General features: G+C 41.2%; 14 protein-coding genes. 6 read left to right on the plus strand and 8 right to left on the minus strand.

The window, feature by feature from the left end; all coding sequences use genetic code 11:
* Positions 1-134 precede the first annotated feature (134 nt).
* Positions 135-2,921 carry an outer membrane beta-barrel protein gene (locus B2W36_RS06815; protein ID WP_293887011.1) on the plus strand — a complete coding sequence of 929 codons (2,787 nt, stop codon included), beginning with the start codon at positions 135-137 and terminating at the stop codon, positions 2,919-2,921.
* A gap of 118 nt (positions 2,922-3,039) precedes the next feature.
* Complete coding sequence (locus tag B2W36_RS06820) at positions 3,040-3,822, plus strand: GLPGLI family protein (protein ID WP_293887012.1); 783 nt, start codon at positions 3,040-3,042, stop codon at positions 3,820-3,822.
* A gap of 134 nt (positions 3,823-3,956) precedes the next feature.
* On the opposite strand, the gene metG is transcribed toward B2W36_RS06820, so the two are convergent.
* Positions 3,957-6,026: a methionine--tRNA ligase gene (gene metG / locus B2W36_RS06825; RefSeq protein ID WP_293887332.1), complete on the minus strand. Its 2,070-nt coding sequence runs from the start codon at positions 6,024-6,026 to the stop codon at positions 3,957-3,959.
* A 240-nt stretch (positions 6,027-6,266) separates the two neighbouring features.
* Here metG and B2W36_RS06830 point away from each other — a divergent pair, with 240 nt between their 5' ends.
* Positions 6,267-7,169 (plus strand): S66 peptidase family protein, encoded by a 903-nt coding sequence (locus B2W36_RS06830; protein ID WP_293887014.1) that lies wholly within the window; start codon positions 6,267-6,269, stop codon positions 7,167-7,169.
* Positions 7,170-7,208: 39 nt separating this feature from the next.
* Here B2W36_RS06830 and B2W36_RS06835 read toward each other — a convergent pair whose 3' ends face one another.
* Positions 7,209-8,039: a universal stress protein gene (locus tag B2W36_RS06835; protein ID WP_293887016.1), complete on the minus strand. Its 831-nt coding sequence runs from the start codon at positions 8,037-8,039 to the stop codon at positions 7,209-7,211.
* 237 nt (positions 8,040-8,276) lie between these two features.
* Here B2W36_RS06835 and B2W36_RS06840 point away from each other — a divergent pair, with 237 nt between their 5' ends.
* Positions 8,277-8,684: a DoxX family protein gene (locus B2W36_RS06840; RefSeq protein WP_293887018.1), complete on the plus strand. Its 408-nt coding sequence runs from the start codon at positions 8,277-8,279 to the stop codon at positions 8,682-8,684.
* A 53-nt stretch (positions 8,685-8,737) separates the two neighbouring features.
* On the opposite strand, the gene B2W36_RS06845 is transcribed toward B2W36_RS06840, so the two are convergent.
* The 3 genes from B2W36_RS06845 to B2W36_RS06855 all read right to left on the minus strand — a co-directional run bounded on the left by B2W36_RS06845 (position 8,738) and on the right by B2W36_RS06855 (position 13,236).
* The gene (locus B2W36_RS06845) at positions 8,738-9,568 is read right to left on the minus strand and encodes a universal stress protein (protein WP_293887020.1); all 831 of its coding nucleotides are present in this window, start codon (positions 9,566-9,568) and stop codon (positions 8,738-8,740) included.
* Positions 9,569-9,813: 245 nt separating this feature from the next.
* The gene (locus B2W36_RS06850; protein ID WP_293887022.1) at positions 9,814-11,940 is read right to left on the minus strand and encodes a carboxy terminal-processing peptidase; all 2,127 of its coding nucleotides are present in this window, start codon (positions 11,938-11,940) and stop codon (positions 9,814-9,816) included.
* Positions 11,941-12,138: 198 nt separating this feature from the next.
* Entirely contained in the window at positions 12,139-13,236 is a 1,098-nt protein-coding gene (locus tag B2W36_RS06855; protein ID WP_293887024.1) for a tetratricopeptide repeat protein, read from the minus strand.
* Between the two features lie 216 nt (positions 13,237-13,452).
* Between B2W36_RS06855 and B2W36_RS06860 the strand changes: the two genes are divergently transcribed.
* Complete coding sequence (locus B2W36_RS06860; protein ID WP_293887026.1) at positions 13,453-14,733, plus strand: replication-associated recombination protein A; 1,281 nt, start codon at positions 13,453-13,455, stop codon at positions 14,731-14,733.
* A 142-nt stretch (positions 14,734-14,875) separates the two neighbouring features.
* Here B2W36_RS06860 and B2W36_RS06865 read toward each other — a convergent pair whose 3' ends face one another.
* The 3 genes from B2W36_RS06865 to B2W36_RS06875 are packed head-to-tail and all read right to left on the minus strand — an operon-like array spanning position 14,876 to position 17,324.
* A complete protein-coding gene (locus B2W36_RS06865; RefSeq protein WP_293887028.1) occupies positions 14,876-16,702 on the minus strand; it encodes a PepSY-associated TM helix domain-containing protein in 1,827 nt (608 codons plus the stop codon).
* A gap of 10 nt (positions 16,703-16,712) precedes the next feature.
* Positions 16,713-16,988: a hypothetical protein gene (locus tag B2W36_RS06870; protein ID WP_293887030.1), complete on the minus strand. Its 276-nt coding sequence runs from the start codon at positions 16,986-16,988 to the stop codon at positions 16,713-16,715.
* Positions 16,989-16,991: 3 nt separating this feature from the next.
* Complete coding sequence (locus B2W36_RS06875; RefSeq protein WP_293887032.1) at positions 16,992-17,324, minus strand: hypothetical protein; 333 nt, start codon at positions 17,322-17,324, stop codon at positions 16,992-16,994.
* A gap of 344 nt (positions 17,325-17,668) precedes the next feature.
* On the opposite strand from B2W36_RS06875, the gene B2W36_RS06880 reads away from it, so the two are divergent.
* The gene (locus tag B2W36_RS06880) at positions 17,669-20,077 is read left to right on the plus strand and encodes a TonB-dependent receptor (protein ID WP_293887034.1); all 2,409 of its coding nucleotides are present in this window, start codon (positions 17,669-17,671) and stop codon (positions 20,075-20,077) included.
* The last annotated feature ends 3 nt before the right edge of the window (positions 20,078-20,080 follow it).

Consider the following 20,080-nt stretch of genomic DNA (forward strand, 5'->3'; position numbering starts at 1 on the left):
GGTATCCAGTGTCTTAGCTTGATTCTTTTTTTGATGTTAACGTGTTTTTTAATTATATAATTATTTAACATTATTTTACGAATTTTCCGTAGTATTAGCGTTATATTTACCCGACAATATATAAACGTTAATTTATGAAACTAACCTATTCCCTAGTTTTGTTTCTTTTGCTAGCTACCCTAAGTTCAAAGTCCTATGCACAACATAAGCTTTCGGGGTCGGTTGTGGATGGCAAGGATCTTGCAAAACTACATCAGGCTTCAGTCGCACTGCTCAACCCGAAAGATTCGGTCTTGATTACCTTTGGTCGGACAAAAGAAAATGGAACGTTCCAAGTAGCAAATCTGGATACAGGAACTTATAAAATGGTCGTTTCCTATCCCCAGTATGCAGATTTGGTAAAGGATATCCGAGTGAGTGCTGGAGATTTAGACATTGGATTGGTCAAACTATCCAAAGCAGCCCTACTATTGGAGGAGGTGCAGGTGAATGGGAAAATTCCGGTGGTTATTAAAGGAGACACGATTGAATACGATGCCGGTAGTTTCAAAGTTGATAAAGATGCCAAAGTGGAGGACCTGTTAAAAGTATTGCCCGGCATTACGATGGATGGATCTGGCAAGATTACCGCTCAGGGCAAAGAAGTGAAAAAAGTATTGCTCGATGGGGAGGAGTTCTTCGGTGATGATCCAACGTTAATTACTAAGAATATTCGGTCCGATATGGTCAGTAAAGTGCAGGTTTATGAAAAGAAATCAGACCTCGCCGTTCGAACGGGGGTGGATGATGGGGAGCGCACGCAGACCATTGATATCAAACTCAAAGAAGATAAGAAGAAGGGACTATTTGGGCAAGCCGTTGCCGGAGCGGGTACGGATCACTATTACGGCGGTAAAGTGATGTTCAATAAGTTTAAAGGTTCGCAAAAAATTGCCGCGTATGGTATTCTTGCCAATGATGGTATGGTCGGACTGGGCTTTGAAGATAGCCAGAAATATGGCGTTGGCGGAAGCAGCAATGTGCAGGTGATGGAAGGTGGAGGTATTATGATTACCTCGGGTGGCGACGGTTCTGATGGCGACTGGGACGGTACGTATTCCGGTGGAGGAGTACCAAGAGCGATCAATATGGGGGCTAGCTATTCCGATAAAACTAAAGATGATAAGCACAAAATCAATGTCAACTTTAAGCGTAATCAGATCCGTGTAGGCAACACCAGTACCTACAATGCACAAAATAATCTACCTGAGCGGGCGCAGGTAGACAATAACGTGACGCGGTCGGAGAACGAAAGTAAATCCAATACTGCTAATTTGAGGTATGATTTGAAGTTGGATTCGATGTCCGATTTGACCGTTAATATGGGATTTATGAAGTCTAGCCGTGATAATTTCTCTGGTTCTGAAGCTGATCAACGTACACTGGATGGAGTCTTGATCACAAAGACGACATCAAAAAATGATTTGAATGCTGATCAGGATCGCTTTAATGTCAATGCGATGTTAACACGCCGCTTCAGAAAAGAGCGCCGTTCTGTCACCTTTAATATGAATGCAAATACGGATCAGAATCGTTCCAAAATCCACTATTTTTCTGAAAATATTTTTCAAAATTCAGGTGATACCACCCTGATTGATCAATTTAAAAATGATAAGCTGGCCAATAATACCTACGGCGCCTCTGTAACTTATTCGGAGCCCTTGTCAAAACGGCTGACTGCCGCCGTTGGATATGCATTCAACAGCAGTAAATCGGAAACGCTGAATCAGTCTTTTGATAAAGATCCCGTTACAGGTGAATATACTGTGCTAGATCAGAATCTATTAAATGATTTCGATTACACCAGCTTGAAAAGTGCAGTGAATACTTCGCTGAATTACAAATCTAGTACGTTGACTGTCAATGTAAGCAATAGGGTGGATTTTGAGGATGTGAAGAGGACGTATAATAATCTGAATACAACATTACAGCGCAATCAAACGTCAGTTAATCCAGTTCTCTCGGTGAATTATAAAATCTCTAAAAGTAAAAATATCAATTTCCGTTACAGTGGACGTACCAGTCAACCTTCTTTGACACAGATAGAACCCCTAAAGCAAAATGCACAGCCGCTTATTGAATATCTGGATAATCCAAACCTAAAAGCCGGGTTTAACAATTCGTATTCAATTGATTACAACAACTATAAGCAGCTGAAAGATCAGAGCATCTATTTTTATGTAAATGCAGATCAAGGTAAAAATAGCATCAACAATAGTGTGCGGTACGATTTGGATAGAGGTACACAGCAGATTTCCTATGTCAATATTGACAAGGACAATTGGCGGATGTATGGCGGTAGTGGATACAGTTTTGTATTACAAAAAAAATGGGGGTTGAAAATGAATCTAGGGATGCAGGTGCAGTACAATAGCCAATTTAGTTACCTATCATCGTATACCGAAGAGCCAAAGCTCAATAGAAATCAAACGTGGAGTGTTTCACCGAATATCGGTTTTAGTCGCTATAAGGCGAATAAGATGGATTTCTATATTTCCATCAGGCCAGGTGTTCAGCAAATGAATTCCTATTTGCAGCCCGAGTTAAATCGTTCCACTTTTACGTTGAGGACCTACTCCGAGCTCACGTATTACTTGCCAAAAGATTTCAAAATCTCCTTAACGACCAATCAAAATTATCAGGCTGCTACGAAAACTTTACAGTCCATCAATGTCGTGAATATGAATGGTTATGTATCCAAAAAACTATTGAAAGATAAATCGTTGGAAGTGCAGGTGTTCGTCAATGATATTTTAAATAAAAATAATGGCGTGTACCGTTATCAAAATGGAACGTCATTTATTCAGACGAGCAACGACGTATTGCGCCGTTATGGTATCCTAAAAGTAATCTACAATTTTACATCAATGAACCGCCCATGATAGCATTATCCATTTTTTTGTCCGGAGTTAAGGAGAATTTTAATTCTGGTAAGCGCCATCAGTTCGATGGGAAAATTAATTATTTGCAGATGAAAGGAGATACCAAATGAGTAAATATATGAAGTCGATGATTTGGGTTTTGTTGCTGTGCATGAGCACAGCCCAGGCACAGCATGCCTATTTTCCGAGCAGCGGAATAGTGACCTATGAACGGAAGTTTCATGTACAGAACTTCTTGAAGCGTAATTACCTCAACAAACCAGATTTAGATACCTGGAACAAGTTAACGGTCGACAATGCCGTCAAAAATGGTCCTACCGAGGTGGTGACCCATCATATATTGAAATTTTACGATCATGAAACCCTCTTTGAGACCATTCAGGAAGACTACCCTCCGAGTTACCGCAATGTCACTCGATATCAGTCCATCCTTCCGGATTCAAAAACATACATCAATTTTCAACAGCAGGAGTTTCTCAAATTGCTTCCATTTGGTGATGATCAACTGTTACTTAAAGATTCATTGCCTGCTGTAAAATGGAAGTATACCGATGAATATCGAAATATTGCCGGATACGATTGTCGACGAGTCAATGGAATTGTGCAAGATTCGGTGTATGTGGTTGCTTTTTTCGCAGGGCAAATTCCTATTTCAGGTGGTCCGGAACTTATTCATGGGCTACCCGGGCTAATCATGGGAGTGTCCATTCCAAGTATGAACGTCAATATGTTTGCAACCAAGGTGGAGATCACGAATGCTCCGGTTTCCAATGTGCTCACCAAAAAGAAAAAAGTGGTGGCCGAATCTCGAGCAGAGATCCTGAAAAAGCTGAAAGATACCGTTTACGATTACATGGACGAGAAAGACTTTAAGAAGCGTATGCAGAGCATATTCTTTTAATTGCCGGACTATGCGAAGGGAGAGAAGATAAGCTACCACCGGAAAGTGGTGGCCTCGAAGTTCCTATCAAAAATAGCGTATAAAAAAGCCTGTCCAAACGAACAGGCTTTTTTATACATGTATGACGTTTGCTATTAACGTACCGTACTTCCTACTTTAATTGTTGTATCTGGTTTGACGAAATCCAGTCTACCATCGGCATCTTCTGCCATAAGAATCATTCCTTGCGACATAATTCCTTTTATTTCACGAGGTTCAAGGTTGACCAATATGGACACCTGACGCCCTACAATTTCTGCAGGGCTAAAGAATTCTGCGATACCCGAAACCACCGTCCGTGTATCAATACCCGTATCGATGGTCAACTTCAATAATTTCTTTGTTTTGACAACTTTTTCAGCTGCTGTAATGGTTCCGACACGGATATCCATTTTAACAAAATCGTCGAAGCTGATATTCTCTTTTGCAGGAGCAACCTTGGCGTTGTCGGCTAGGTTTTTTGCTTTTGCTGCTGTAAGTTTATCGAGCTGGAAGTCGACCTGTTCGTCTGTTATCTTTTCAAATAGCAATTGTACTTCACCCAATTGATGCCCCACCTCAATCAACGCATCTGAACCCGCGTCATTCCAGTTTCCTTGAGGAAAATTGAGCATTTCAAATAATTTGGTTGCTGTTTTAGGCAAAAACGGCTGCGCAAGGACAGCAAGGTTCGCCACGATCTGTGCTGCGACGTTTAATATTGTTTTAACCCGTTCTTCATCCGTTTTGATGATTTTCCATGGTTCCTCATCCGCAAGATATTTATTACCAAGGCGGGCAACATTCATGAATTCTGCCAAAGCTTCGCGGAAACGGAATTGTTCCAAAGAAGATTTAATAGAAACCGGATATGATTTTAATTCATCCAATACGGCTTGGTCTACCGTAGACAATGCAGCTCCCTTCAATACCTTACCATCAAAATATTTGTGGGAAAGAACCATGACACGGTTTACAAAGTTGCCCAAGATAGCTACCAGCTCATTGTTTATGCGGGCCTGAAAATCCTTCCAGGTAAACTCAGCATCTGATGTTTCTGGCAATATAGACGTTAATACATAACGCAATTCATCCTGTTTGTCTGGGAATTCCTGTAGATATTCATGGAGCCAAACCGCGTGGTTTCGAGACGTTGACAGCTTATCGCCCTCAAGGTTCAGGAATTCGTTGGCCGGAATATTTTCAGGCAAAATGTAATCGCCGTGAGCATGAAGAATAGCAGGGAAGATAATGCAGTGGAAGACAATATTATCTTTTCCGATAAAATGGATCAATGTAGAATCATCGGCAGGGTTTTCATGCGTTTTCCAATAGTCCTCCCAGTTTTTGCCATGGTCTAATGCCCACTGTTTCGTTGCTGAGATGTAACCGATAGGCGCATCCAACCAAACATAAAGTTTTTTACCCTGTGCTTCTTCCAGCGGCACATCGACACCCCAGTCCAGATCACGGGTCATTGAACGCGGTTGTAAACCCGATTTAAGCCAAGACTGGCATTGCCCAAACACGTTGGATTTAAGGATATTTTTCTTTCCTTCGATCAGCCATTTTTCCAGCCATGGCTGGTATTTATCCAAAGGTAGGTACCAGTGCTTTGTTTCTTTCAATACCGGAGTCTTTCCGCTCAATGTCGAAATCGGATTGATCAGATCTGTCGGGCTCAGGGATGTTCCACATTTTTCGCATTGGTCGCCATAGGCACCTTCGGACTTACAATTTGGGCAAGTACCTGTAATATAGCGGTCGGCCAAAAACTGGTGGTACTCCTCATCGTAATACTGTTCGGAAAATTTCTCGACAAATTCACCTTTGTTGTAAAGGTTCAAGAAGAAATCCTGCGATAACTGGTGATGTATGGGCTCCGATGTGCGGTGGTATATATCGAAAGAAATGCCAAACTCTTCAAAACTTTCTTTGATTTGTTGATTGTATTTATCAATAATTTGCTGTGGGGTAATGCCCTCTTTTTTTGCACGGATGGTAATCGCCGCACCATGCTCATCTGAACCACATACATAAACTACATCTTTTTGATTCAGACGCAGATAGCGCACAAAGATATCCCCGGGGATATAAGCCCCGGCAAGGTGTCCAATATGTAAAGGACCATTGGCATACGGTAATGCCGATGTGATGGTATAACGTTTTTTATCTAGAATACTCAATGCTTGAAAGATATTAAAGTGTGTACTTGTTTTCTTTGGCAAACTTAGATAAATTGCTGTTTATATGCAATATAAATGCGTATCATATCAAACAATCGCAAAAATATTATTCCAAATAGCGGTAGAAAACTCAGATAAATTTACGTTTATTTGTAGGGATAAGCACATTGTTTTCCCATAAATTTTTTATTGGAAAATAGCCTTTGTGCTTCCAGTTGTTTGATCATTAGCAATAAAAAGATGTCCAAAATACCTGATTTTCTGAAAGTAGGCGATAAAGTTGCGATCGTCTGTCCTGCGAGTTTTATCCGTGGATCTATTGATGTAGGCATAAAAACATTGGAGAGCTGGGGATTGGAGGTTGTGGTGGGAGAGACTGTCAGCACATCGTACCACCAGTTTGCCGGACAAGACAGTTTACGTGCAGCTGATTTGCAGTGGGCACTGGACGATCCATCGATTAGGGCGGTATTCGCCGCACGTGGCGGCTATGGTTGTGTTCGAATTGTCGATGAAATCGATTTTTCGAACTTCGAAAAACACCCCAAATGGCTGGTGGGTTTTAGCGATATTACCGTATTGCACAGTCATATTCAACGGAATTTTAAGGTAGCCACAATACATGGGCAGATGCCCAAGTCTTTTGAGACGGGGACAGAAGCCTCTTTGGAAACGCTAAAAAATGCCTTATTTGGCTATAATATGGATTATAGTTATGAGCAGAGCGTCTATCCCAATCGTGCAGGTGAGGGCCGAGGAAAATTGGTCGGTGGAAATTTAGCCATTTTACTATCTGTGCTTGCTTCTGATTCGGATGTCAATTACAAAAATAAGATTCTATTTATTGAAGATGTTGGTGAAGCTTACTATTCCGTCGATCGCATGCTGTGGGCATTGAAGCGTGCGGGAAAACTAAAAAAATTGAGCGGTCTTATTGTCGGCGGTTTCTCTTCCATGAAGGACAACGACCCTGCTTTTGGGCAAAGTGTGGAAGAAATTGTGTGGGATAAAGTTAAAGAATACGATTTTCCGGTAGCGTTTGCCTATCCGGCAGGTCATATCGATGACAATCATGCCCTCGTATTTGGCCGAAAGGTGGAATTGAAAACCACGGCTAATGCTGTTCAGCTAACTTACTTGTAGGTATAGCTGAACAGCATTTAGCTGCAACACCTATTCTGATTATCCCGAATGTACCGGAATGACCATCATTGCCGCCTGACTCTTCCAAGCCATTTTCTGGGCTAAACTGGTGTTGAAAATTCGGCTTAATAAGCCCTTGTCGCGGTGGAAAGTAACCATCATATCGATATTATTTTCGTTTATGTATTGGTTAATCCCTAGGGCAATGTCTGTATGAAGGATATAACTATACAAGGGATTGTAGGGAGCTAGCAGATCTTTCATGATGGTTATTTCAGCGTTTACAGCTTTATTTGCAGGATCTTCTTTGGTGACATGTACCACAAACACCTCACTTTTACGCAATACTTCAGATGCATTGACCAGAAGGCGGTTTAATTTTATTTTTACTTCCTTAAGATTTGAGGCGATCAAAATCTTTTTGGGTACCCTAAGCTCAGCCCGTGCAGGAACCACCAGTAAAGGTGTGTGACAATTTTCGATCAGTTTGAGCGTATTGCTTCCGAGTAGCAGTTTCTTTAGGCCACTTTTACCTGCGGTGCCGACGATAACGAGGTCAATATCCTCCTCTGCACAAGTACGATTTACGCCGTAGCTTAGTTCATATTCTTCGAGCACAGATTTCCACGCAATCCCTTCCGGAAAAAGCAACATCAGTTCCTGTTGCCAGGTATTGAGGTCTTTTTGTTTCTCTTCTAGAATTTCTGAATTGCTGATGACAACAGGCTCGGTACCTACGGTAGGGATTACTTCGTACGTATGGTACAAGACAACCTTTTCAATACCCCATAGCGGAGCTAATTGCGCGGCGTATCGAGCAGCGGCGTAGGCATTGTCCGAAAAGTCTGTTAACAAGAGTAGGTTTTTCATCCTTATTAGTTATTTGTTTATGCTATAATCCGTCGCTAAGCTATACCGACTTAAACGGTATTTTCTGTTGCAGCTCACAGAATTATCATTGGTTCTATAGCTATTAAATTACGCATAAAGTATTAAAAATACAATAAATTTATTCCTAGCATAGCGCTGCAGGACCTTCAATTTAAATAATTTCATTAATTTAGCGCGAGTGGTTTTGTTCATCAATTAATAATTTAACCGTTTTATATGGCAATTTGGAATTCATTGAGTAAGTATAGGGATACAGGGCTTCTGGTTTTGCGTATTGGATTGGGCGTGATGATGATTATGCACGGTCTGCCCAAGTTGCAGGGTGGCCCAGAGCTTTGGGCCGGCATAGGTAAAGCAATGGGCACGATTGGTATCCATTTTCTGCCTACTTTTTGGGGTTTTATGGCTGCTGCTACCGAAACTGTGGGCGGACTATTTTTATTGCTTGGTCTTTTTTTCAGACCAGCAGCACTATTGCTTGCTTTCACAATGGTTATCGCCGGATTAATGCATCTTTCCAAAGGAGATGGTATCTCTGGTGCATCCCATGCGATTGAGCTCTGTTTTGTGTTTTTAGGACTCATTCTTATCGGTCCCGGTAAACACTCAGTTGATAAAAAGTAAACGGTTTTTCCCCTTCACTTTCATTGCGATGGCTTTGCGAAAATATACTGTATTTATGATCTATCCATGGGAATAACCAATAAGTTGGCGGCGCCATTCCAGGCGATCTTTTTTGATATGCTGCTTTTGAATAGGCTAGATAACAGTCCCTGCTTTTTATGGAATGAAAGTATGAGGTCTATATGTTTCTCTTTTGCATATTCTTCAATACCGACTGCAACATCATCGTGACTAATGTAGTCATAAATAGGATGGTATTTGTCCAGGCGTTCATGGAGGTGTTTTAGTTCCTGTGCCAAGTCTGCAGCAGACGCCTCTTTTTTCGCGACATTCAGGACATATAATTTTGCTTGGAAGGTTTCCAAAACTTGGTCCAAATTAAATAAATCCAGTTTGCGATCCACCTCTTTCAGATCTGTCGTTGCCAGTACATTTTTGGGGACTGCCGGATCTACCTTATGCGACACGATAAGCATCGGCTTGGGGCATATATCCATTAACGTAATGGCATTGCTTCCTACCAGGATTTTAGCAAAGCCTGTTTGACCTGTAATACCCAATGCGACAAGATCAATAGCTTGGGCACGACATATTTCTTGAACGCCCATCGGTAAATCCACGTCTTCCATTTGATAGGATAATGCTACTTGTGGTGGGAACAATAGTCTAATTTGGTCGAACCAGTCAGCGAGTTCCTTCTCTTTGGCCTCTTTTACTTCTTCATTGACAACAACAATAGGTTCATTATCGACGACGGTAACACTATTGTACGTGTGATATACAATCACCTTTTGGGTTTTCCAGGCTTCTGTACATAGTGCAACTTGTTTTGCTGCTAGAAGAGCATTTTCTGAAAAGTCAGTTAACAGGAGGATATGTCTCATGATATTCTTTTTTATACGTTTAACTTGATAATCTGCTGCTATGCCATCCCGATCCTTCGCTTAAGTGGATCATAGGGTCTCGTATAGCGGCGGTATATTACCAAAACAATCAATCTAGCGATAAGTTACAAATAAAACGTGAATTTAATGTTAAGACCCCTCCAAAGTGATGAGTATCATAAAAAAAGGCAACCCCAATCAGGGTTGCCTTGCTATTTACGTTACAGTTTTAGTTTTTGGTGAAATTACATCGGTTTTTTTGTGCCAAAGTTGATGATATAATCGGTCATCACTTTTGCACTTTCGTCTTTCACGAAATCCAGGTCGATTTTAGGCTGTGACTTGCCTTCTTCCCAAGCTGGTTTCCCCTGTAATTTCAATAAAGCGTTGATGCGGTCTCTATTTTTCTTGAGGTTGTCATCTTTATCTTTCTTGAATTTGTTGAATTCCAATGGAATTTTAACATCCTCATCCTTCTGAGCTTCTTCAATGTCTTCTTTTAGATATTTATATTCCAATGAGTTTTTGATACGTGCCTCATGGATTGCTTCCAATTTTTTATCGATTGCACTCAGATCAGCTACTTTTTTGAAGTTACTTGATTGGATTTGATCCCAAGGGAGTGCTGATTTCTCTGAGCTTTCGCCAAATTTCTCTGCAGAAAACTGAGAAGGGAATACAATATCAGGCGTCACACCTTTGTGTTGTGTGCTGCTTCCGTTAACCCGATAAAATTTACCCAATGTAATATTGATCTGTCCATACTGAGGGGCGCCTTCCGGGGTGTCCGGATCTTTTTCGCCCGATGCCTTTAACAGCAATCGGCTGGTTGGGCTGATCACACGTGACATGTCTATTGCCGACTGCACTGTGCCCTTGCCGTAGCTTTGAGATCCTAAAATAATCCCTCTTCCATAATCTTGGATAGCACCAGCAAAGATTTCAGAAGCCGAAGCCGAGAAGCGGTTGATCATAACGCCCAGTGGGCCATCCCAGGAAACACCGGCATTTTTATCTTCTTCAACATCAATGTTATTTTTTGTATCTCTCACCTGTACAACAGGACCCTTGTCGATAAATAAACCTGTCAAATCAATTGCTTCAGGTAAAGAACCACCACCATTAAATCTCAGGTCGATAACCACCGCATCCACTTTCTGTTGTTTCAGCGTGTCTAATATCATCCTCACATCTCGCGTGGTGCTCTTATAATTCGGATCGCGCCTTCTGTAAGCCTCAAAATCCATGTAGAATTTAGGAATGTTGATGATACCTACTTTATACATTTTTCCGTCCGCTCCTTTGACGTTCATGATCTCTTTTTTCGCAGACTCTTCTTCAACAACGATTTTCTCCCGTACCAGGGATACAATACGTGGATGAGAGTTCATGGGCTGGCCGGCAGGAATAATTTTCAGACGAACGATTGTTCCTTTTGGACCTTTGATTTTTGCTACAGCCGCATCAAGTCTCCAACCAATGATATCTTCAAATTCACCATCTTTTCCCTGCGCTACAGCGATGATTTTATCATTGACGTGAATGCTCTTGTCTTTGAAAATAGGTCCACCAGGGATAATTTCAAAGATGCTTACGGCTTCGTTATCGATGGATAATCTTGCACCAATCCCTTCAAAAGTATTGGCCATTCCTTCATTAAATGCTTGGGCAAAAGATGGATTAAAATAAGAAGTATGCGGGTCTACAGCATCTGTCAACGCTTGCATCACGATCTGAAAAGCATCGTTTGCATTGCTTTTTTTGGCTTGTGAGATCAAATTGACATAACGTTTTTTTAATGTCTCTACCTGTTTGGTCTTTGCACTGTCGGTAGATTTGCCACTGGCAGTTTCTAAGTTGAGCAAGTCGTATTTCACACGTTTACGCCATTGGTCATTGGCTTCATCTGCCGTTTTGAACCATCCTAATTTTTCACGGTTAGGTTGGTAGTACTCGTCTTTCGTATAATCCTGTTTTTTGCCGATTTCTGAAAGCGCATATTGCATTCTTTCCAGGTATCTCTTCGAATAGACATTGAAAATATGGAAAGCAGCTGATAGATCTCCATTTTTAATGTCCTGGGCAAGATTGTTTTTGTAGGACTGAAATTCATCAATATCCGATTGAAGCAGGTAATTTTTCCCTTGATCCAAACTTTTGATCAGATTATCGTATATAATGCCCGATATTGAATCGTTCATTTTGACCTTTTTGTAGCTTGCATTTTCCAATAATCCAGAGACTTCCTTGGCGATGATCTGATGCTGTGTGCTTGGTTTAAGCCCTCCGCCATCAGGAAGTGCGACTCGTGGTTTTGAACCACAAGAAACAATGGATACAACAAAAAGTGCAAATATGAGTTTCCTAAACATATTTTCGACGGTTTTATTAATCATTCTTTTTAAAAAATATTCAGCTCTTTTTGATAAGCGTGCTAAATTTAGTGAAATTCATAGCACATTATCGCAGAATCTAAAAATTTATTTGATTTATCCTTCAATATTTACAAAAAGCTTAATGTCGCTCTGTAAACTGCTCTTGCAGTAGACCAGCAGAAGGGGTAGATTGTTTTATTTATACAGTTCATTTTTTAACTGTGTATAGGCTTTGTAAGTCTGATCAGCCGATGGATAGTCCTTTAAAACAAGATATACTTCGCCGAGTTTGTCCAGTATCGCCAACGATAGTTGCTTATTATTTTCGTCTGCGGCCAACTCCGCAGCCTGCACAAACTCTTTGAGTGCCACCTTATAGTTACCATCCTTTTGTTTGGAGGAGGCCAGCAAGTATTCAATTTCTGCGAGTTCGCTACTCAGTTTCTTGGCATTGGCCAGGTCGCGTGCCTGCAGCAAAAACCATTGGGCTTCCGTATATTTATGCTGATTAAAATAGATTTCTGCAAGCATTTCCCAGGCAAAGATCTTTCCTTCATATGCTTTGGCTTTATTGAATAGCGGTATCGCACTGCGTATGATATTATTTTCGGCTGTTTTATACTGTCCCTGGCCCGCTCGAGCCATGGCAATTAAAAGCCAGGCATTTGCCTGCTCCGCATAACTTTTGCTCTTCGTCGCATAGGCATGATAGTTTTGTGCACTTTCTTCGGCACGCTGAAAGTCCCCACTGTACAGTTGGAAATTGCTGATATTCAAATTAATGGTTGCAATATCATCCCTATTATCGGTACGGTTAGCCAAAGAAAGTGCCTGATATAGAAATGCTGACGCATTGCTGCTGTCGTTATTTTTAATGGAAAATAAGGCGGCTTCATTTGATAAAGCATAGCCTGCAGTCCAATTTTCTGCTTTTTTTTGCCCTTCAATCGCATCGTTCCACGCGTTGGCTGTCGCTGGCATCGGATTCATTAAATAGTGAAAATGTCCAAGGTTATTGGTGCTTCGCAGCTGCAGTAGCAAGCGCTGGAGTAGCAGTTGCCTCGCAATTTCTTTGCTGAAAGACTTCTTTTCCGCATAATGTTCTTCCAGTATTTCATTGGCTGTTTTAGGCGGGGGTAAGAAATATACCTCGGGGCCAATACCCTTAAACGAAGCATCGTATTTTTTAATCGCGCCCGTATAATCTTTTTCTGCATTTTGTGCCACAACCCGACGCGGTATATTCATGAATATGGTCAAGGTGGTCAAGATAAAAAAACAGTATTTTGTCATTCTCATTGATGATTACGTCACAATTAATGCTTACTATAGTAGTTATTCGAGCAATCCAAAGCTGTTTTTGATCAACTTTTAGGCCCTCTCATGTACTGCCAAAAGCAATTTACATATAGCGTAGAGCAAATATGACGAAAAATTGTGTGAAAAAATGTTAAAGCGTTAAACTAAAATATTTAGTCCTTGTGCTATTTTAATTTTTAACTTTGTACTATGGCGACACGAATTCCATTAGCAGAACGACTTAGACCGCGGCAATTGAGCGCTTATGTCGGGCAACAGCATATTGTCGGCCCTGACGCAGTGCTCTATCATGCAATCCAGCAAAAGAATATTCCTTCCATGATTCTTTGGGGGCCACCGGGAGTGGGTAAAACGAGTTTGGCCCTGCTGATCGCCAAAGAACTGGACCGACCGTTCTTTTCATTAAGTGCGATTCAAGCGGGGGTGAAAGATATTCGTGAGGTGATCGAAAAAGCCGAAAGGCTGATGAACTTCAACCAAGATCAGCCTATTTTATTTATCGATGAGATTCATCGCTTTTCCAAATCCCAGCAGGATTCCCTGTTAGGAGCGGTTGAGCGCGGGCTGGTAACACTTATTGGTGCCACTACAGAAAATCCATCGTTCGAAGTTATTTCAGCCTTGCTCTCGCGTTGTCAAGTGTATGTATTGGAGCATCTTTCCGAGCAGGATCTTATTGGACTGATCGAAAAAGCATTGCATGAAGATGAATATCTGCAGAAACAGGCGATCGTTGTTGAGGAGTATGAGGCCTTATTGCGGCTATCCGGTGGTGATGCCCGTAAATTATTGAATGTCCTTGAATTGGTTGTGAATGCTGCGGTGTTGCATAAAGAGCCGATCACAAATGCCTTTGTACTGAAACAGGTACAGCAGAATATGGCGATTTATGACAAAGCAGGAGAGCAGCATTACGATATTATATCCGCCTTTATCAAATCCATACGCGGTTCAGATCCAAACGCAGCGGTATATTGGCTCGCGCGGATGATCGAAGGCGGCGAGGATCCATCCTTTATTGCACGGCGATTGTTGATTTTGGCTTCGGAGGATATTGGCAATGCCAATCCGAATGCCTTATTGTTGGCCAACAACTGTTTTCAGGCGGTCAATGTCATTGGATGGCCCGAATCGCGTATTATTCTTTCGCAGACCGTGATCTACCTGGCTACCTCGGTCAAAAGTAATGCTTCTTATGAGGCCATTAATAAGGCACAGGCCTTGGTGAAACAAACCGGCGACCTATCCGTACCCTTGGCTATCCGTAATGCCCCAACAAAGTTGATGAAGAACTTAAATTATGGTGCCGAATACAAGTATTCGCATGCCTATCCAGGAAACTTTGTTGTCCAGGAATTTCTTCCGAAAGAAATCAGCGGCGTCAAATTATATGAGCCTGGTAAAAACCCACAGGAGGAGAAACTAAGGCAAAGTTTACGGGACAAGTGGAAGGAGAAATACAACTATTGATCCCGGCCCAGATTTAAATACACAGGCTTCGCTGTGCAAAATTCCATAAATAGAATTGTCGGACGATAGGAAAGAATCAGCGTCAACACGATAGCAAAGGCGAGCGATAAAGCTTGCCTTTGCAACTATGAACATCGTAACTTTAGTATTTTGTAGCAGGTTTGTTTTTTAGGGCAAAGGCGCTCTTAAGCGGCATGCGACTGGCTGTACCCGTCGTACGGCCAACAACGCTGTCATCGGATGAGTCCGTTTTACCATTCGCATTTTCCTTTTTTTGGTTTTGCAGCATCTTTTTAAAGATGAGTAGGCCGATGATGCCCAAAGACAACCAGAGGAGATCCACCAGTAAAATATCGTTTGCTCCTGAGCGATAAGTTTCCCAGATCCAGCTCCCCGTTTTTACACCATTCGCAATTGGGATTGCAAGAGACAATATCGAGCCGAGTAGAAGTGTTTCTAAGTTTGTTTTTGCGATGTTGCGCCGGATCACATAAAAAACAGCCAGGGCCAGCCAGCTATAGAAGTAAACATGGAATATAAACGATTGATCTACTTTCGTCGCCAGCTTGACTGCAATAAAGCACATTGCTGTGATTGGGAACATCGTCAGGCAGCTTGCCATAAATACATTGGCCGCCCAAAAATTAAAGATGCGTTTGCGTTTGGGGATATTATTTTTATCCCTTGCGACGAGCCAGATCAGAATACCCGATATGATCACAAAGCAGCCCATGATACCCAATACAAAATAGATAATCTTGACGGGATAGCCACCAAAATCTGCTAAATGGAGTCGGTAAATAAACCCCTTCATATAATCTAGATAAGAGCCATTTTCTGCCGCCGATTTTTCAAAGAGGATTTTATCATCGGCCACCCGATAGATAATTTTCCCCGAACCGGCAAAGTTTTTATCGATATCGGCATCATAAAGCGCTACGACATGCATGCTTTTATCCCCATAATTTTTGATAAAGATGCGGTTCATATGGCTATTTGGCCATTTGCTTTCGAGTTTGTCCAAGAAGTTACCCATGTTGAAGCTTGTCTTGAGCGGCTCATACAAATACGTATATTGTGTGTTGTCGCTATAGCCAAGGGCTTCATATACTTGATCCTCCTTTCCATCATAGAGATATTTGCTAAACGGAATAATCAATACGGAGTTTACGATCAGTACGATTCCCGTCAGGGCATACATAAACTGGTATGGAAAGCCGATCACACCCAGGGCCGTATGCATATCTGTCCATACCGTTTTCCATTTGTTGCCGGGTCGGAAGACAAAGAAGTTGGATTTGATTTTATCCCAATGGAGCATCAGACCAGAGATCAGCGCAAAGAGAAAGATAAAAGATACCAGCCCGGCAAGGGTGTAGCCAAAGGGTCTGCCAATATTGATCCCAATTTGGTTGAGCGGCGCTAAGAAGTGAAGGCGATACAAAAATTCACCCATGGTATAGCCATCGCTATAATCTGACGGTTTTTTAGTAGCCAGGTCATAGGAAAAATACATGGAATCGTCATTTGCCCGTCGGCCGCGGCCACGTCTTTTCTTTTTTTCGTCTTTGGCCTTTGCATCTTTTACCGCTGCACCTTTATTTTCCGTCGCGAGTCGTTTCTTTTCGGCCAATTCTTTTTGCGCCGCTACCGCTTTCGCTTTATTGGCCACCAGGGTATCCTGCGATGCCCCGATATTGACATAACTCGCATGACCGTTGTGTTGCATGTAAAAGGTAATATCCCTTCCTTTTAGTTCTTTAATCTGTGCAATAGAATCTAGGAGATGATCAAAAACCAGATTTTGGTAGCTTCCACCTTTGTCGGACTCGTTTTTTTGCCAGGCATTGATTTCATTTTTAAAAAATGAAAAAGATCCCGCAAAAAAAATCACATACAAAATAGCACAAATGATTATCCCAGAGATTGTATGCGTATTGAAGTAGATATTGTAACGTCTTAAATTCATGATAAGGGTATTATAGGTACATAAAGATGCCATAGAATACAGCGATCAGGAACAGGTATATGCCCCATATCAGCCAACCACTTTTTGAAAGAAAGGCGACGAGCAATAATATTGCCCATGCGATAAACCCCGTTACGTAAGCCGTAATCAAAATGTCTGTTTTATCGCATATTTTCGTTAGGCAAAGATGGAAGTATAGCATCACAAAATAGCCCCCAAAGAAACCAGCGGTCAATTTGAGGAAACGTTGTAAAGGAGAGCTTAGGTATTTTTTATTGGCAGGCATGTCTTAAAACACAAAAAGTTCAAAAAACAGAGAAAGAAGCAGGATAACGGTCAGTTGTTTCCATTTAAAATACCGATAGGGCCACAAGAGTACGATGAGGCTAAAGAATCCCATGGTATAGGCTCCAAAAGCCAATGTTCCTGAAAGAGCACCCTGCAAGTACATGGTCCATAGCCATGAAAGACCGAGCACAGCCATGGCCAGTAACCTCGCACGGCTCTTATTTTGTCTAAGAGCGATCACGAAAGATGAACCTGGTTTGATATGCACCTTTGCCGAGGAACAGTACCAAAAAAAGCTACCGGTGAAAATAAATAGGAGTAAAAGCGTATACATTGTTGACTATTTATAGTGATTAAAAATCATTTCTTTTATTTAGATTCATTTTAAACTATGCAAATATATCAATTATATTTATTCTTACAACTTGTCTAAAAATTTACCCGCTTTATTAATCAACACTCTTTTATATGTGTATATACCTCATTATGAGTTTACTTGTGCTCAAGTAAAATATAGAGGTTAATTGAAATTATTATTTGTAATAAATCTAAATAAATCTATATTTGTGCCGGCGATAAAAATAGTCTCCTTCTAATGATCAAGATGGATTCGAGATTTTTCAATGAATAGACTATTTAAACGTCATGATAAACAACTGAAATTATTAATAAACGAACATGTTTAAGTCTTCCTACATCGTTTTTATATTGTTATTAGTTTTTACGAACTCAGTCCAAGCACAGCGCATCCTTACAGGTTATGTAAAAGATTTGTTTGGAAAAGGAATTGAAGGTGCTACCGTTAGTATACTGGGCACAGAAAACCGAACCTCTACGGATTTGGATGGGTTTTATAAGTTGCGTGTAGACATTAAGCCACCCTATAAGCTAGAAGTAACTTCTATCGGGTACATTGCACAGAGCGCACTTTTAAAAGGCAATGAGAATTACAAAGATATTCAGCTCAAGAGAGATGAACGTGTTCTTGAAACGGCCAATGTTAGGGGTCAGACCGAAAACCAACGCCGAGTTAACGAAATAAAAAGATCAGGGTTTAATGTCAGTGTGATTGATATGAACCGATACGCCAATCAGACGGCTACTGTCAATCAAATCCTGCGTACGGCACCCGGTGTCACCATCCGTGAAGACGGCGGACTGGGATCCAATTTTGTTTTTCGCATTAACGGGCTGGCTGCGAAAATTTATATCGATGGTGTTCCAATGGATGATTTCGGACCAGCCATGTCGTTAAATAACATCCCGGTCAATCTGGTGGACCGGGTGGAGATTTATAAGGGGGTAGTTCCGGCATTTTTGGGATCAGATGCTCTTGGTGGTGCCGTCAACATCATTACTAAACAACGCAATAGGCACTTTCTTGATCTGAGTTATAGTTATGGATCCTTCAATACACATCAAGCATCGTTAGTAGGGATGTACACCAATCCCAAAAGTAAACTATCAGTCCGTACCAATGCTTTCTATAATTATTCCGACAACGATTACAAGATGTATACGGAGGAGAAGTATGGAATCCTTATTCAAAAAGTGATCGATAATAAATTTGTCACGATTGACGATGCCAGACGTTTTCATGACCGTTATTATTCAAGCATGGGTCAGATTGAGGTCGGGCTGCGCGATAAAAGCTGGGCCGATCAACTCTTCGTAGGGCTGACGTATTCAGGTAACAATAAGCAAAATCAACTCGGTGCGACAATCAATAAACCTTTTGGTGGCAACTGGACAGAATCCGCTTACATTATGCCGACCATTAGCTACAAAAAACAAAACTTTCTAATAGACCGCCTTTACGCCGATATGTATGCCAACTATGGTTATGACGTCACCCGCAACAGGGATACGGCAAAATATAACTATGAGTGGGGTGGTCGTCCAATTAGCAATTCCACTGGAAATACCCCTAACCGAGAGAAATATATAAGAGATAATACCAGTAGTTTACTTGGAAGAATAAACTTGAATTACGACTTTGACGAGAGCCGCACGCAGAGCTTAAACCTGAATTATAATATCAGTACCAATGACCGTCAAACCTATGATAAAATCTTAAATCACAATACTTCGGGATTACCAAAGAATATGATTAAACATATTGCGGGTCTAGCCTGGCAAAGTCAATGGTTTGACAAACGACTGGTTGCCAACCTTGCCTTTAAATACTATGGTATTGATACCTACCAAAAGATTGACGAACGAAAATACGACGATAATAATCAATACTTGAGTGGTGACATCGTGACACAAACAAACTATTTGGGCAATACGGGCTATAGTATCGCTGCCCGATATAGGATATTCAAAGATGGTGGTGTTAAGTTTTCTGCAGAAAGAGCCTATAAATTGCCTGAGATGACAGCAATATATGGTAATAATTTTAATATTCTTTCCAATTGGGATTTAAAGCCCGAGAATAGCGACAATCTCAATGGCGGTTTTTACTACAATACCTTTTTTGACCAAAACCACTTTATCAACCTCGATCTTTCCGGTTTTTATCGCTTGGCAAAAGACTATCAAAATACACGCATTGTAACAGACAATGGACAGGACAAATTTCAGTACTACAACATTCCGGGCGTAAAGATCTACGGCGGAAGTTTCGAAGTACGCTACGGGTATAAAGATGTTATTACCGCCGCCTTCAATGGTAGTTATGACCAAGCCATCGACAATCAGAAATACACCAATGAAAATAATCAACAAGTGAGCGCGACTTATGGGTACCAGATCCCAAACCGGCCATGGGTCTATGGTAATTTGGATTTGGGTTTTGCACAAAACGATTGGTTCAGTAAAGGCAGCCGTACACAGATCAATTGGACGACACAGTATACCAAATGGTTTTACTTAAGCGACAGCCATTTGGGTTCGCTGGCTTCCAAGAATTATATTCCCACACAACTAGTACACAGTTTGCTGCTTAGCTATTCCTGGAACCGCAACCGCTATAATATCTCGGGTGAGGCGCGTAATATCTTTGATGAACGCGCTTACGACAACTTTCGTCTTCAAAAACCGGGGCGCGCATTTTATGTAAAATTTAGAGTTTCAATCCTATAATTA

This window comes from Sphingobacterium sp. UBA3549 (assembly GCF_002376635.1).
GTDB lineage: Bacteria > Bacteroidota > Bacteroidia > Sphingobacteriales > Sphingobacteriaceae > Sphingobacterium.

Excerpts from the sequence above, each read along its gene's own strand:
- B2W36_RS06815 (WP_293887011.1), top strand. The coding sequence starts at position 135 with ATGAAACTAACCTATTCCCTAGTTTTGTTTCTTTTGCTAGCTACCCTA.
- B2W36_RS06820 (WP_293887012.1), top strand. The coding sequence starts at position 3,040 with ATGAAGTCGATGATTTGGGTTTTGTTGCTGTGCATGAGCACAGCCCAG.
- B2W36_RS06830 (WP_293887014.1), top strand. The coding sequence starts at position 6,267 with ATGTCCAAAATACCTGATTTTCTGAAAGTAGGCGATAAAGTTGCGATC.
- B2W36_RS06835 (WP_293887016.1), bottom strand. The coding sequence starts at position 8,039 with ATGAAAAACCTACTCTTGTTAACAGACTTTTCGGACAATGCCTACGCC.
- B2W36_RS06840 (WP_293887018.1), top strand. The coding sequence starts at position 8,277 with ATGGCAATTTGGAATTCATTGAGTAAGTATAGGGATACAGGGCTTCTG.
- B2W36_RS06845 (WP_293887020.1), bottom strand. The coding sequence starts at position 9,568 with ATGAGACATATCCTCCTGTTAACTGACTTTTCAGAAAATGCTCTTCTA.
- B2W36_RS06850 (WP_293887022.1), bottom strand. The coding sequence starts at position 11,940 with ATGTTTAGGAAACTCATATTTGCACTTTTTGTTGTATCCATTGTTTCT.
- B2W36_RS06855 (WP_293887024.1), bottom strand. The coding sequence starts at position 13,236 with ATGACAAAATACTGTTTTTTTATCTTGACCACCTTGACCATATTCATG.
- B2W36_RS06860 (WP_293887026.1), top strand. The coding sequence starts at position 13,453 with ATGGCGACACGAATTCCATTAGCAGAACGACTTAGACCGCGGCAATTG.
- B2W36_RS06865 (WP_293887028.1), bottom strand. The coding sequence starts at position 16,702 with ATGAATTTAAGACGTTACAATATCTACTTCAATACGCATACAATCTCT.
- B2W36_RS06870 (WP_293887030.1), bottom strand. The coding sequence starts at position 16,988 with ATGCCTGCCAATAAAAAATACCTAAGCTCTCCTTTACAACGTTTCCTC.
- B2W36_RS06875 (WP_293887032.1), bottom strand. The coding sequence starts at position 17,324 with ATGTATACGCTTTTACTCCTATTTATTTTCACCGGTAGCTTTTTTTGG.
- B2W36_RS06880 (WP_293887034.1), top strand. The coding sequence starts at position 17,669 with ATGTTTAAGTCTTCCTACATCGTTTTTATATTGTTATTAGTTTTTACG.